This is a genomic window from Listeria grayi DSM 20601, assembly GCF_000148995.1.
GTDB classification, from domain to species: domain Bacteria; phylum Bacillota; class Bacilli; order Lactobacillales; family Listeriaceae; genus Listeria; species Listeria grayi.
In genome coordinates this window covers 672,820-686,286 of record NZ_GL538353.1, presented here as the reverse complement: position 1 = coordinate 686,286, position 13,467 = coordinate 672,820, and the positions used below count along the sequence as shown (strand labels likewise).

At 43.8% G+C, this 13,467-nt stretch carries 16 protein-coding genes; all 16 read right to left on the bottom strand.

Features of this window, described 5'->3' with window-relative positions; genetic code table 11:
- Window positions 1-26: 26 nt before the first annotated feature.
- Window positions 27-1,205, bottom strand: a complete 1,179-nt coding sequence (locus HMPREF0556_RS10870) for an NAD(P)/FAD-dependent oxidoreductase (RefSeq protein ID WP_003758545.1) — start codon at window positions 1,203-1,205, stop codon at window positions 27-29.
- 20 nt (window positions 1,206-1,225) lie between these two features.
- Window positions 1,226-2,023 carry an SDR family NAD(P)-dependent oxidoreductase gene (locus HMPREF0556_RS10865; RefSeq protein ID WP_036106982.1) on the bottom strand — a complete coding sequence of 266 codons (798 nt, stop codon included), beginning with the start codon at window positions 2,021-2,023 and terminating at the stop codon, window positions 1,226-1,228.
- Between the two features lie 144 nt (window positions 2,024-2,167).
- Window positions 2,168-2,584 carry a MarR family winged helix-turn-helix transcriptional regulator gene (locus HMPREF0556_RS10860; protein WP_003758540.1) on the bottom strand — a complete coding sequence of 139 codons (417 nt, stop codon included), beginning with the start codon at window positions 2,582-2,584 and terminating at the stop codon, window positions 2,168-2,170.
- A gap of 10 nt (window positions 2,585-2,594) precedes the next feature.
- Entirely contained in the window at window positions 2,595-4,058 is a 1,464-nt protein-coding gene (locus tag HMPREF0556_RS10855; RefSeq protein WP_003758538.1) for a lmo1851 family serine protease, read from the bottom strand.
- Window positions 4,059-4,218: 160 nt separating this feature from the next.
- Window positions 4,219-4,422, bottom strand: coding sequence for a heavy-metal-associated domain-containing protein (locus HMPREF0556_RS10850; RefSeq protein ID WP_003758535.1), 204 nt, complete (start codon window positions 4,420-4,422; stop codon window positions 4,219-4,221).
- Window positions 4,423-4,425: 3 nt separating this feature from the next.
- Window positions 4,426-6,648 (bottom strand): heavy metal translocating P-type ATPase, encoded by a 2,223-nt coding sequence (locus HMPREF0556_RS10845; RefSeq protein WP_003758534.1) that lies wholly within the window; start codon window positions 6,646-6,648, stop codon window positions 4,426-4,428.
- 17 nt (window positions 6,649-6,665) lie between these two features.
- Window positions 6,666-6,959 carry a metal-sensing transcriptional repressor gene (locus tag HMPREF0556_RS10840; RefSeq protein ID WP_036106994.1) on the bottom strand — a complete coding sequence of 98 codons (294 nt, stop codon included), beginning with the start codon at window positions 6,957-6,959 and terminating at the stop codon, window positions 6,666-6,668.
- Window positions 6,960-7,089: 130 nt separating this feature from the next.
- A complete protein-coding gene (locus tag HMPREF0556_RS10835; protein WP_003758530.1) occupies window positions 7,090-7,926 on the bottom strand; it encodes a M15 family metallopeptidase in 837 nt (278 codons plus the stop codon).
- Between the two features lie 30 nt (window positions 7,927-7,956).
- Entirely contained in the window at window positions 7,957-8,658 is a 702-nt protein-coding gene (deoD, locus tag HMPREF0556_RS10830; RefSeq protein ID WP_003758528.1) for a purine-nucleoside phosphorylase, read from the bottom strand.
- Between the two features lie 14 nt (window positions 8,659-8,672).
- Window positions 8,673-8,903 carry a YozE family protein gene (locus tag HMPREF0556_RS10825; protein ID WP_036106997.1) on the bottom strand — a complete coding sequence of 77 codons (231 nt, stop codon included), beginning with the start codon at window positions 8,901-8,903 and terminating at the stop codon, window positions 8,673-8,675.
- A gap of 61 nt (window positions 8,904-8,964) precedes the next feature.
- The gene (locus HMPREF0556_RS10820) at window positions 8,965-9,870 is read right to left on the bottom strand and encodes a Gfo/Idh/MocA family protein (RefSeq protein ID WP_050777024.1); all 906 of its coding nucleotides are present in this window, start codon (window positions 9,868-9,870) and stop codon (window positions 8,965-8,967) included.
- Window positions 9,871-9,929: 59 nt separating this feature from the next.
- Window positions 9,930-10,367, bottom strand: a complete 438-nt coding sequence (gene msrB, locus HMPREF0556_RS10815) for a peptide-methionine (R)-S-oxide reductase MsrB (protein WP_003758523.1) — start codon at window positions 10,365-10,367, stop codon at window positions 9,930-9,932.
- Between the two features lie 6 nt (window positions 10,368-10,373).
- Window positions 10,374-10,907, bottom strand: a complete 534-nt coding sequence (gene msrA / locus HMPREF0556_RS10810; protein WP_003758520.1) for a peptide-methionine (S)-S-oxide reductase MsrA — start codon at window positions 10,905-10,907, stop codon at window positions 10,374-10,376.
- Between the two features lie 13 nt (window positions 10,908-10,920).
- On the bottom strand, window positions 10,921-11,532 hold the full coding sequence (locus tag HMPREF0556_RS10805) for a YpmS family protein (RefSeq protein WP_003758519.1): 612 nt from the start codon (window positions 11,530-11,532) through the stop codon (window positions 10,921-10,923).
- Between the two features lie 15 nt (window positions 11,533-11,547).
- A complete protein-coding gene (locus tag HMPREF0556_RS10800; RefSeq protein ID WP_003758516.1) occupies window positions 11,548-12,366 on the bottom strand; it encodes an SGNH/GDSL hydrolase family protein in 819 nt (272 codons plus the stop codon).
- Between the two features lie 5 nt (window positions 12,367-12,371).
- On the bottom strand, window positions 12,372-13,205 hold the full coding sequence (locus HMPREF0556_RS10795) for a DegV family protein (RefSeq protein ID WP_003758515.1): 834 nt from the start codon (window positions 13,203-13,205) through the stop codon (window positions 12,372-12,374).
- Window positions 13,206-13,467: the final 262 nt, after the last annotated feature.

Sequence of the window (13,467 nt, the reverse complement as noted above, 5' to 3'; positions counted from 1 at the left end):
TTTGCTGTCTCCTTATTTTCTTACGTTCAACTTTTCTCCTTTAACTTGCCAACAAGTGGTTCTTCTGGCTTCGCAAGCAAGGCACGAACATCGTCCAGTTCCACCTCTACATTCCACAAGAGCACACCTTTCAACTCTCCTTCTTGTAAATAAAAGACGATTTTCCCGTTTTCGCGATCATCGATCACGGTATCAAGCGAGGCATCTAATGCGCCGATCGCCTGCCAAGAAATATCGAAAACGACGGAGTATAAATACGGGGTGTAGGTATAAAGTACGCTTGCTCCCGCCATTGCTTCGCCGACGACTTTCCCGGAATTGCGGGCATGATCAACGTGCTCTACGCGTTGTTTTCCTAAAATAGCATCTGGATAAAAAGCAATATCGCCTGCTGCCCAAATATTCGGATCACTTGTTTGGAATTGTTCATCGACGATCACGCCGTCATCCACTGCCAAACCGCTTTTTTCAGCTAATTCGATGCGTGGTTCTACGCCCAGTCCGATAACAAGTGCGTCTGCACTCATAACATCTCCGTTATCCAAAGTAACCTGAAGTCCATCATCTGTTTCTTCATACTTGTCTGCTTTTCTGCCAGTCACGATCTCTACGCCATTTTTTTCAAAAGTTTGGTGATATTCGCTAGCCAGTTGATCAGGGAACATGGAACTTCCTAATTTCTCATCGCTAACAACAAGCGTTACCTCTGCGCCATTTTGTACGAGCGCCGCGGCAATCTCTGTTCCGATATATCCTCCACCGACAACGATGAAATGTTTTTGCTCTTTGACAAGCTTGCGTAAATGCCTATAATCAGCAAAAGTACGGAAAGCAATGACGCGGTCGCTCGGTTCGCCTTTGATGCGGTTTGGTTCTCCGCCAGTGGCAAGGAGCAACTGCCCATAGCCGATTTTTTCTCCGCTGCCAAGTTCGATTTGCTTCGCCTCGCGATCGATAGCAGTTACTTTTGTTTCCAGTGCGATGTCGGCTCGTGTTTCCTTTTTCGTGTTCAATGGGACTTTATCTTCTGTGAAAGATTCATCGGTCCATAGTTTTTTACTTAGAGCCGGACGCGTATAAGGTTCATCCGTATCTGTGGAAAAAATACCGATCGAGCCCTCCTTATCATGTTCTCTAATTCCTCTCGCCGCGTAATCAGCGACCATCCCGCCGCCGACGATCACATATTGATATTCTTTTTGCATGATTGGTTCCCCTCTCTTCTTTAAAATGTGGCTACTGAACCGGAGTCAACGCGATAATTCGACCCGTTGACAAACGAAGCCTTATCCGAACATAGAAAAGTGATGACACTCGCAACTTCTTCTGGTTCTCCTCGGCGCTTCAACGCCATAAACGGCCGTTTTTCATCTAAAAAGGATGCAATGGCTTCTTCTTTTGTTACAGCTAGTTCCTTTTTCCGTTTATCCATCATTGCATCGGTCATAGGAGTGTGGATAAAAGCAGGAGAAACACAGTTCACAAGTAAACCTTCTTTGGCATAGGTCCGCGATAAGCCTTTGGCGAACGCCAAGATCCCGGCTTTTGAACAGCAGTATGGCAGCTCATCATCATATGGCTGCACGCCATCTTCTGAAGCCAACAACACTAATCGGCCCCAACCGCCTGCGCGCAAATCTGCTAAAAATTCTCTGACCACTCGTACTGGTCCTAACAGATCCACTTCGATCGTATCGACCCAGCCAGCGTCGTCGATTTCATGGAACAATCCTTGCGCTCCAGTAATACCAGCTGATTGGACCAAGATATCGATCTTCCCGACTTTTTCGGAAATAAATTGATGAAGTGCTTCTAGATCGGACACTTTGGTAATATCCGCAGGGTGGTAAAACACCTTTGCTCCCGAATCAAATTGATCCGCTGCTTCTTTCAAACGCTCTGTTTCTTTATCCGTCAAAATAACGGTCGTTCCTTCTTTTACTAATTGTTTCGCTGTCGCAAGCCCGATTCCTGAATCAGCACCCGTTACTAAAGCGATTTTCCCTTGTAGACCTAACTCCATGCTGTTTCCTCCTTCTTGGATCGTTTTCATATGGTTACTTTTTCCACTAAAAACAGGGAGGTAAACGTACGCATGCAAAAAAGCCCCTTATTTCGTTTGAAATAAAGGGCTCGCTTTTACTTAGAAACAAGATGGAAATGGTTTTTAGTCTAGCGGTGCTTCTGCCAGCTTTTTCAATAATCGTTTGAACTCCATTTCTTCTTCTGGTGTAAAAACCGAGAAATGCTTCATCATGATCGCACGCTTTTGTTTTTCAATATCCGCAACGAATGCTTGGCCAGCTTCAGTCAGGGATAATTCAATGATCCGCCGATCTTTCGTAGACCGCGAACGCGTGATAAAATCATTTTCGACTAACGCGTCCGTGATCGCTGTGATATGACTCGCCGAAACATCTAGCAGTTTTGCGAGATCAGACGTTTTTGTTACTTGGTTCGCGATCAAGTTTAGGATACGATATTCGCTACCACTCAATTTTTTCTTGAGAACACCTTCGACTTCGTGGCGCATGCTGTTGAAAATTCGTTTCGTGAACGTTTCAATCTCTAAATAGTTTTCCATCGCTACCACCTCATTTTACAAGTTCTTTTGCTTTTTTCAATTGAGGATCTGTTTTTTGCAAGTGTTTTTGGATTGCTTCGATCAATTTCGTTGTGGTCTTTCCAGTTACTTTACCAGTTTGTTCCAAATCATTTTCCGCTTGGAAACGGCTGACCGCATATTGCGTATCTAAGTCATAAAGGCCATCCACTTTGCCGACATTAAAGCCAAGGGCTTTTAGATACGTTTCAATATTTTTGACTTCTTTGCCGAAATCATTGAGCTGATACGTATTCTTAGGAGAAGGAACCGCACTTGTTGCATAAGCTGGCATCTTCACTTCATAATCCGGTTTGATCCCTTTTTCATGGATCCATTCGCCATCAGGAGTAAGCCATTTTGCGATCGTAAGTTTGATCGTTGAGCCGTCTTCTAGTGGTTCAGCCGTCTGAACGGTTCCTTTACCGAATGATTTTGTTCCTACTAATTTCACATTGCCGGATTCTTTTGCAGCTGCCGCAAGAATCTCCGAAGCGCTGGCACTGCCGCCGTCGATCAGAATCGTTGTCGGAACAGTGACTTTGTAATTGTCATGTTTCGCGCTGTCAGCTGTAATAACTGCTTTTTTACCGTCCCGTGGCTGCTCTTGCACAACGGTCTTGCCATTATCGATGAACAAACTGCTGATGTCGACAGCTTGATCAAGCAGGCCGCCGGGATTGCCGCGTAAATCCAGCACTAACCCTTTCATGCCTTTATCATCTTGTTTTTTCAATGCTTTTTCCAGCTCATTATAAGTGTTTTCAGAAAATGTGCTGATCGTAATGTGGGCGATCTTGTCTTTGCCCATCGTGCTATAAACCGTTTCTACCGGGATCTTGTCACGAGTGATCGTTAGGTTGAAAGACTTTTCTTCACCTGGACGCTGGATCACTAAGTCTACTTTTGACCCTTTTTCCCCGCGGATCTTTTGCGTTGCTTCAGTTGCCGTATTCCCTTTCAACGCTTTGCCGTTGACTTTAACGATCACATCTTGCGGTTTCAGGCCTGCTTTTTCGGCAGGCGAATTTTTGATTGGCGACACAACGACGATATTACCGTCTTTTTCTTGGATCTCTGCGCCGATACCTTCAAAACTGGAAGAGATCGTATCATCAAATTCTGATGCTTCTTTTTTAGACATAAACGTGGAGTATGGATCATCAAGAGAACCGACCATTCCTTTGATCGCACCATCGATCATTTTGCTGGCACTCGGTTCCTTATAGTATTTTTTAGCGATCTCATCATAAACACTATATAGTTTCGTAAATTCTTTACGCTCTGGAATGCTTACTTTTACTTGTTTATCCGCACCAAGCGACATGACGATCGTCGTCACCAATGCTGTAACGAAGACAAAAGCAAAAATCAGCATGATAAACGGAAATAATTTTATTTTTATATAGCCTTTTCCAAGCTTTTCATCTTTGTCTTGGGGATTTTCTTCACTCATATTTTCACCGCTTCTTTCTTTAAAAAACTATGCACTATGTATCAAAATTACATTTAACTCCCTCATTTTACCAGTTTTTAGATAATTTGGGTATCTTTTTGTAGGAATATAAAGAAAAACACTTCTGTCAGTGGATTATTCACTAACAGAAGTGTTCTTTTTATACGATCTCATACCCCGCATCTTCCACTGCTCCCTCCAAAACATCGTCTGTAACAGCTGCTTGTAAATGAAGCTTTGCTGTGCCGGATTCTAAGTCGACCTCAGCGCTCGTCACGCCAGCGACGCCTTCTAATGCACTTTTTACACGAGCGACGCAATGCGCGCATGTCATACCTTCGATTTCTAATACTTTTTCCATCATTTTCTACTTCCTTTCTGATTTCCATTTATATTTTTTAAGGCGAAGGGCATTGCTGACTACAGAAATGGAACTTCCTGCCATCGCAAGACCTGCTACCCATGGTGCTAATAATCCTAGTGCGGCGATCGGAATGCCAGCGCAGTTATAAGCCAATGCCCAGAAAAAATTTTGCTTGATGTTACGCATACTAACGCGGCTGAGTTCAATGGTTTGCGGAACAAGGGTCACGCGTTCGCCGATCAATGTGACATCGCCAGTTTCGATCGCAATGTCTGTTCCGGTACCGATGCTGATCCCGATATCTGCTCCCGCTAATGCTGGCGCGTCATTGATGCCGTCGCCGACAAAGCCGACCACTTCGCCTTTTTCTTGTAAATGGTTGACTAGCGTTTGCTTCTCTTCCGGCGTCTGTTCACTGTAATAGGTGTCCATGCCAAGCTGTTTGGCCATATTTTGGACGACGATCGTTTGATCTCCAGATGCTAAGATCGTTTTGATTCCTAATGCATGTAATTGGTCGATCGCGTCTTTGGCCTCTTTACGGACCGTATCGCTCAGTGCGAATGCCCCGGCATATTTTCCACCGATCGCCATTGCGATAACTGTTTTGCCTGCTTGTTCCCAGCTTTGTAATACCGTTTGTTTATCAGCTGGGATCGACGCTGCCGCTTGGATCGTTTTGAGCGAACCAACCACCACTTTCTCGCCGGCTTTCTTCGCATGGATCCCTTTACCAACACGGCTGCGGATCTTTTCGAGGTTCACGGCTGCTTGTACATCCGGATGATGAGCGGTCACGTGTTTGACGATTGCTTTGGCGATTGGATGCTCAGATGTTTGTTCTAACGCAAGAATGTCTGATAAAAAGTCGGGGTCGGCTTGATCTGTCTCACTTACTTGCAGTTTTCCCTCTGTCAACGTCCCAGTTTTGTCAAATACGACTGTCGAGATTTTTGAGGTACGTTCTAAGTGTTCGCCGCCTTTGAATAAAATACCTGTTTCGGCGCCCTTTCCCGTTCCTGCCATGATAGCGGTCGGAGTAGCGAGCCCAAGGGCACAAGGGCAGGCAATAACCAGAACAGCGATCGTTGCTTCTAATGAGCTCCCAAAATCGCCTGTCGCCAGTATCCACACGACAAATGTCAGTGCGGCGATCGCAACGACGATCGGGACGAAAATACCGGAGATCTTATCTGCTAAACGCTGGATCGGTGCTTTGCTACCTTGCGCCTCTTCTACAAGACGAATGATCGATTCCAAGACCGTTTCTTCCAAACGTTTGGTCATTTTAGCATCGATGGTACCGTCATAATTAATCGTTCCGCCGATCACTGCATCCCCGACTTTTTTCTCTTCTGGAATTGCTTCGCCTGTAATCATGGATTCATCGACGCTCGTTTCGCCGTGAATGATCTCCGCATCGACGGGAATTTTTTCGCCTGGCAAGATACGGACGGTATCACCGACTTTTAATTCATCGATATCGATCTTCACTAAGTTTTCGCCTTGCCAGATCAATGCTTCTTTGGGTTTTAAAGCTAGTAGATTACTGATCGATTCTGTGGTTCGTGAGGTCGCATAAGATTCCAGTAACTTCCCAAGCAAAATCAGCGTGATAAGTACTGCGCTTGTTTCAAAGTAATAATGCGGCATCGCCATGTGATCAAGCATCGCTATCACATACATGGCCAAACTGTAAAAGTATGCTGCCGAAGTTCCGAGTGCTACGAGTACATCCATATTTGCCATTTTGCCACGAAGCGATTTATAAGCGCCGTCGTAGAAACGATAACCGATGAAAAATTGAACGATCGTTGCAAGTATCAGCTGCACAGTCGGTGAAACGATCTTCATCGTCTGTTCGGCAAAAGCGGTATGTTCCACAGCTGGGATATGGCCGATCATCGTCAGCAATAATGGGAGTGACAAAACAGCCGAGATAACAAACCGACGTACTTCCTTTCGGTAGTTGGCTGCCAACATGTCGTCTTTCTCTTTTTTGGAAAGTAGCTCCGTTGCATCATAGCCGGCATGCTCCACGATCTCAATCAGTCTTTCTGTCGTCACGACCTCTGGATCATAGTAAACAGCCGCGTTTTCTGTTACTAAATTGACATTGGCTTTTTCGACTCCTTCTGCGCCATTCAATGCTTTTTCCACCCGGGTCGCACAGGCTGCGCAAGTCATGCCAAACACATTTAGATCCTGTCTTTTGGATTCTTCCATGCTTATTCCCTTCTTTCTTATGTCTTCGAAAATTGGCGGATCGCTTGAAGCAGATCGTCCATTGCCTCGCCTTTATCTTCTTCTGTAGTATGTGTCATACAATGTTCCGTATGGTGTTCCAATACTTCGAGTCCTACTTTTTTAAGGGCCTTATTCGCGGCGGATATCTGTACAAGAATATCCGTACAATAGCGATCATCTGCTACCATTTGCTGGATTCCCCGGACTTGGCCTTCGATCCGGCGTAACCGATGTTGGATTTGTTTCGTTGCCTCCTCGTCACGTGGGACGATCGGATGTTTTTTATCCATGCTCACGACCTCCTTTACTTTTCCATTATACCCCCCCAAGGTATTTAAGTAAAGAAAAAAACACCGGAAATACCTTCTTCAGGGAAAAACAGTTTGCTCGTTCCGAAGATCCGTATTTGCCGGCGTTCTTTTATTTTTGTAACGCGTTTATTTTTTGTTCCAACTCATGAACATGCTCGAAAAATTCTTCCAGCGTCCAATCGTGCTGGTAAATAATTGTGGCAGCATCTTTACCTACATAGCGATAATGCCACGATTCATATTCATACTTCGTAATAGCTTCTTTCCCTTTCATATAGCGCAGGATGAAGCCGAATTTATGGGCATTTTTCATCAGCCACTTGCCTTCTGGCGTTTCTCCAAAGGCAGAAGTGAGTTCGTAGGATTGGCTTTCTGAAGAGATATCCATTGCGAGTCCGGTCTGATGTTCACTGGTTCCTGGGAATGCGACTGCTTCTCGGGCTGCTTTATCGCCTTTGCTGCTAACTTCCGCTTGAAAAACTTGCTGCTGGCGTTTATAGGAGCGATAGCCTGAAACTGCAAACAGCGTATGTCCGTCTTGTTGTGCTGCTTGGAACATTTCTTTTAAATGGTCGGCTGCCGTTTTACGCATGTGCGCTTTTTCGATTTTTTGATCTCCAAATGAGAATTTCACATCAGGAACGACTAGATCCGTAGGTGCGTAGGTGGGCTGCAGCGAAAAGTCTTTATTGGCAAGGACGAGTAAATTAGCTTCGTTCTTGATATACGTGATGTCGTTTTTTTCCGTCAGCTTATTTTGTTTAGCAATGAATGGATAGAGCGGATCTTTTTTAAGCGTGGCAAGTTTCTCTTCTTTAGCAGAAGTTTTACTTTCCGTAGCGCTATTTTTTTCTGTCCCTTCCTGCTTGTTCTGGTTATAGTGGCTATTCACTGTCCCGGTGCAGGCGATCATGATCGCGACCGTGATGGAGATGAACGTATTCATAAATCAACAACCTTCCTTACTTCAAAAAGCTTATTTTACTGCTGCGTCTAGCGCAACTTCGATCATATCATTAAACGTCGTTTGGCGTTCTTCTGCACTGGTTTCTTCGCCAGTGAAGATATGGTCGCTTACTGTCAAGATCGCCAACGCCTTGCGTCCATATTTATGTGCCAAAGTATAGAGAGCTGCTGCTTCCATTTCGATTCCTAAAATTCCGTAATCTGCTAATTTTTGTTTGTCCAACTCGTCATTGTAGAAACGATCTGAGGAAAAGACATTACCGACTTTCATCGCTAAACCTTTTTCTACGCCTGCATCATAGGCACGTTTCAATAGATCAAAATCGGCAACCGGGGCAAATTCTACGCCCGGGAACGTATTTGTATTGATCTTGGAGTCAGTTGAAGCTGCTTGTGCGATGACAACGTCGCGAACTTTTACATCCTTTTGCATACCGCCCATTGTGCCGACACGGATCAAGTTTTTCACATCATAGCTTTGGATAAGTTCATTCACATAGATAGAGATCGACGGGATCCCCATTCCAGTTCCCATGACAGAGACTTTTTTGCCTTTATATGTACCTGTATAGCCCAGCATGCCCCGCACTTGATTAAATAATTTAGGTTCTTCTAAAAAGGTTTCGGCGATATATTTGGCACGTAGTGGATCGCCAGGCAGTAAGATCGTTTCCGCGATTTCGCCTGGTTTTGCTTCAATATGGATACTCATTTAAGTATTCCTCCTCATTTATGTTTTTCTTCGTCTAACAAATAGCTTTCCCAAAGTTCGTCAAAAATGCGCATGCTTGGCAGATAAGTTACGTTGAATTCCAAGTAATCGCATAACTGATGATAATTCGTAGACTGTTTCGGAAAGCCATGATCTCGGTAGGCATGCCTTGCAAATTCTGTTTTTTCATCGGATAATTCCGGGTCGCGATAGGTCATTAAATAATGATAGAATGATCGGCCCACGGTTATCACCTCTTTCATTGTTTCTGTATTTAATATAGTTGATTTTTCGAAAAAAAGAAAGTTACGATTGGATACTTTCTAAAATTTTTTCACACCATTCATGAGTGGCCAGTGCTTCCTTCATTGGTATAATAGGTTCTTCGCCTGTTTTCACTTGCTCAATAAAAGCAGTGATGATGGATTCAAAGCCCCGTTTGTAGAGCGTCGTATCCCAATCAGGGAAACGGCTAGTCGTTTGTTCGATCCCGACTTTGTGTTTTTTTACATCTAAATTTTGGACGGTCTGCTTCCCAGTCTTGGAAATGACCGTCAGTTCTTCTTCTGCCACGCCGCTATTGCGGTTCATACTGGCAGTGGCTACTTTATTCTTCGTTTGGAACTGTACCGTGATACTTGCCAGCTTTTCCGCTTCCCACTGCGGAATAGCGTGGAATCGTTCGATTGGTTCTGCTAAATGGAACAGCACCGTATCTACTACATGGATGAAATCATCAAAGATAAAATTGCGTGCTTCTGCAGGCTGATTGGCGCGATTTTTCTGCATCGTGATCATATTGACATCTGCCGTTTCTTTCAAAGCTTGATAAAAAGGGGCAAAACGCCGATTGAAGCCAGTGATCAATGCTACTCCTTTTTTGCTCGCCAACTCTGTCAATTCGCGTGCTTGCTGATAATTATCTGCCAATGGCTTGTCGACATAAGTCGGTACGCTTGCTTCCATCAATTCGCGGACGATCTCCGGATGCGAGACGGTCGCGCTGTGAACAAAAACTGCTTCTACCTCGCTATCGATCAGACTTTTTACAGAGTCATGCTCCGTAGCAAAGCGATATTTGGCTAATAGTTCCTTACGTTTCACTTCATTGCGCGTGTAAAGGTGCACTTCCACATCATTACGTCCTGCTATCACCGGTAAATAAGCTTTTTGTGCAATACTTCCAAGTCCAATAATTCCTAAACGAAACATTTGCGATCCCTCCATAATAAAAGCTAGAGACCACGATGTGGATCTCCAGCCTTTCTTTTTCATTCAAACAAAATATGATATTCGCCGTATCCTTCTTTTTCCAATTGGTCGATCGGAACAAACCGTAATGCCGCGGAGTTGATGCAATACCTAAGTCCGCCTTTGTCGCGCGGGCCATCAGGGAAAACATGCCCTAGATGTGAATCCGCATCTGTCGAACGAACTTCGGTCCGAATCATCCCAGCTGAGATGTCACGTTTTTCTTGCAGTTCTTCTTCATTGATCGGCTTTGTAAAACTCGGCCAGCCACAGCCGGCGTCATATTGATCCGTTGAGCTGAAAAGCGGCTTCCCGGAAACGATATCGACATAAATACCTTTAGCGGCGTTATCGTAAAACTCATTTTGAAACGGTCTTTCGGTAGCATTTTCTTGTGTCACTTTATATTGTAGGTCTGTTAGCTGTTTCAGTTTATCCTTCTTTTCAGATTCTTCCATAGCTATTCATCCTTTCCAAATGGACTCAATATATTGATCCCGACCAGATGCGCTTCGATAACCTTGATAATGCGCCGGGTTTTTCTTATAGAAATCTTGATGATAATCTTCTGCGGGATAGAAAGTTTCAGCCGGCTCGATTTGAGTGACGATCTCTTTTTTGAAGCGACCGCTGTTTTGTAAAGCTGCTTTGGATTTTTCAGCGATTTCTTTTTGCTTCTCATTATGGTAAAAAATAACAGGACGGTAAGAATCACCGCGATCGACGAACTGTCCGGCACTATCAGTCGGATCAGTTTGCTGCCAGTAAACTTCCACTAGATCTTCATATGGAAACAATTCCGGATCAAATGTGATTTGCACTGCTTCTGTATGTCCGGTCGTTCCGCTGCATACTTCCTCATAAGTTGGATTTACTGTATGTCCACCGGTATAGCCGGAAATGACACTTTCGATCCCTGGAATAGAATCGAACGGTTTGACCATGCACCAAAAACATCCTCCTGCGAATGTTGCTTGTTCGAGATTTTTTTCTGCCATGTTGATTGCCCCCTTATTTAACTGGTACTAAGAGTGTAAACGATATATCATCTTTCTTCAAATCTAGCGTATCGATGCTTACTTTGGTATCACCTTTTAATTTCAATCTCGTCAAGTCCAAGTAGATCTCTTGTTTTTTAGGAATGATCGTTACCCAGTCTGGGAATGTAAAGGACTTGCTGACATAGCGCATGACATAAGAGACCGGCAGTGGCAATGCGCCGACTGACATGTCTTCCAGTTTCAACTGCACATTCCCATCATCGACTACTGTCGGCAAGAAGGAGAGTCTAAGTTCGATCGGATGGTCAAAAAGATGTCCTGTCGCTTTAAAGTAAACTTTATTCCCGACAAAAATATCGTAACCGATATCCTGCTCATTACTGAAATCCTGCAAATAAGTGGCTACTAATTTATTTAGATCCGCTTTAGTAGTCGTGGTATGAAACGGAACGGCTTTTTTGTTGGAGATCAATTTCGCTGGTTCCGGCTCACTTTGCGGACTGAGGATGAAAATAGAAACGAAGATCCATGCCAAAAACACGAGGATGATCCCGATCGTGATCCAAAAAGCTAATTTCCAAGGGTTTCTTTTCCCTTTATTTCGATTTATTCTTTCACTCACTGTTCTAACACCTTTCTATTTTACTGCGTATAATGGGATTTTATTCGCGCGTAATTGTTTGCGAATCGATTTTTCAAGCGCTGTGGCGATTTTTTCATATCCTTTGCGATTCGGGTGGAAATGATCTTTCGCAAGCAGCGGATTTGGTTTATTCTGCCATTTTTTATCAAAGGTTTCGATCTTATCTGCGATCGGTATAAAATGCGCATTCGGAACTGTTTGGAGCGTTTCCTTTGATTTTGCATTCCATGCCGAGATGATTTCTTCAAATTCTTTGATATCGCCGAAATAGGTCGTATATGGATTATAGATACCGACCAGATAGATCGGCGCTCGGCTATTTTCTTTGCGGATCGCCTTCAGCAAGTCTTTCAGTTGTTTTTGAAAATGCTTGTTTCCTGTTGAAAAATCACTCACTTTTGTATTCAGCAACCGGCTTTTTAAAATCTTCATGACGTCATTGCCACCGATCGTGATGGTGATGATATTTGCCTGTTTGACATCTTTTTGGAAATTTGGCTGCGTGTTGAAGCGCTTGCTCAGCTGATCGATCTTGTTGCCCATGACGCCATAGTTTTTTGTGGTTATTTTTGTCACTTGCTTATCTTTCGCCAAGTCTTCCTTGATGATACCGACATAGCCGCCCGCTTTCGTCTCATCACCGATTCCTTCAGTCAGCGAATCTCCCATTGCTACTAAGTGGATGGGTGTTTTTTTCGGGGCTACTTCTTTTTTCAGCGGCTGCTTCCAAAAAATAAAAGCTATCGCGGCGGCCGCAAATATCAAGATGACTGTCAATAAAACGATGATTGTTCTCTTTTTCAACTTCTTCACTCACTTTACTCGGTATAATACATAACTGCAAAGGCACCTTTTCCGGCATGTGTCGCGATAACCGGGTCTGCAAATGAGATTGGCAATTTCAAGTGATTGATCCATTCTTTGGCACTTGTTTTGAAACTTTCTGCCAGCTGCCAACCATCTGCATGGACGATATCCAATGCAACGATCTTTTCTTTTTCTTCTTTTATTTTGTCTACTAAATACGTAATGATTTTTTTATTGCTGCGTACTTTTGCTTCTTCGGCTAATTCTCCATTGGAAAGCTTTGCGATCAGCTTGATTTGTAGCAAGTTTCCCAAAAGACCTTTCATTTTCCCGACACGTCCGCCTTTGATAAGGTTGTCAAGACTGACCACGACGATATACAGGCTCGTTTTCGCGCGGATTTCGGCAAGTCGTTGTTCGATGGCTGAGACGGTTTCAGTTTTTGCCAATTTTGCTGCTTCGATGACTTGAAAAGCAAGTCCGCGAGCAATGTAATCGGAATCGATCACGGTAATATCACCGCCTACGATCTCACTTGCTTGTCTGGCCGTCGCCACAGTTCCGCTTAGTTTTTCTGTCAAGTGGATGGAGATGATCTGATAGCCTTCTCGCACATACTTTTCGTATAGTTCCACAAATTTGCCGATTGCCGGCTGAGAAGATTTAGGCAATTTTTCGGCATGCTCCATTTTTTCCATAAAGCTCTCGGATTCGATATCTTCCCCAGGTACATACGTCGTGCCGTCTATTTCCACCGTTAGTGGAAGTACGTCAATATTGTATTGCTCTGCTTCCGCTTGTGTGATTTCTGCTGTGGAGTCTGTAATGATTTTAATTTTTGCCATATGCCTTCACATCCATTTCTTTAATTAGCCGTAACATTGTAAAAAATAGTAGTTCCATGCTGACGGAAAATTCAAACCTCAGGAAAAGCCAAGTTTCGAAACGATGCGTACTTTGGACGCATGAATCAAGCAAAGGCTTTAGTATAGTTTTCGCCATGTTGGTTTTATTTCTTCTATTATACAGGAAGTAAAGCTAGGTAGCCATTCATACACTTAGATATCCGTATGTAAAAGTAAAGATTTGCTAAGTAATTCGGCTTTT

Excerpts from the sequence above, each read along its gene's own strand:
- HMPREF0556_RS10870 (WP_003758545.1), bottom strand. The coding sequence starts at position 1,205 with ATGCAAAAAGAATATCAATATGTGATCGTCGGCGGCGGGATGGTCGCT.
- HMPREF0556_RS10865 (WP_036106982.1), bottom strand. The coding sequence starts at position 2,023 with ATGGAGTTAGGTCTACAAGGGAAAATCGCTTTAGTAACGGGTGCTGAT.
- HMPREF0556_RS10860 (WP_003758540.1), bottom strand. The coding sequence starts at position 2,584 with ATGGAAAACTATTTAGAGATTGAAACGTTCACGAAACGAATTTTCAAC.
- HMPREF0556_RS10855 (WP_003758538.1), bottom strand. The coding sequence starts at position 4,058 with ATGAGTGAAGAAAATCCCCAAGACAAAGATGAAAAGCTTGGAAAAGGC.
- HMPREF0556_RS10850 (WP_003758535.1), bottom strand. The coding sequence starts at position 4,422 with ATGATGGAAAAAGTATTAGAAATCGAAGGTATGACATGCGCGCATTGC.
- HMPREF0556_RS10845 (WP_003758534.1), bottom strand. The coding sequence starts at position 6,648 with ATGGAAGAATCCAAAAGACAGGATCTAAATGTGTTTGGCATGACTTGC.
- HMPREF0556_RS10840 (WP_036106994.1), bottom strand. The coding sequence starts at position 6,959 with ATGGATAAAAAACATCCGATCGTCCCACGTGACGAGGAGGCAACGAAA.
- HMPREF0556_RS10835 (WP_003758530.1), bottom strand. The coding sequence starts at position 7,926 with ATGAATACGTTCATCTCCATCACGGTCGCGATCATGATCGCCTGCACC.
- deoD (WP_003758528.1), bottom strand. The coding sequence starts at position 8,658 with ATGAGTATCCATATTGAAGCAAAACCAGGCGAAATCGCGGAAACGATC.
- HMPREF0556_RS10820 (WP_050777024.1), bottom strand. The coding sequence starts at position 9,870 with ATGTTTCGTTTAGGAATTATTGGACTTGGAAGTATTGCACAAAAAGCT.
- msrB (WP_003758523.1), bottom strand. The coding sequence starts at position 10,367 with ATGGAAGAATCTGAAAAGAAGGATAAACTGAAACAGCTAACAGACCTA.
- msrA (WP_003758520.1), bottom strand. The coding sequence starts at position 10,907 with ATGGCAGAAAAAAATCTCGAACAAGCAACATTCGCAGGAGGATGTTTT.
- HMPREF0556_RS10795 (WP_003758515.1), bottom strand. The coding sequence starts at position 13,205 with ATGGCAAAAATTAAAATCATTACAGACTCCACAGCAGAAATCACACAA.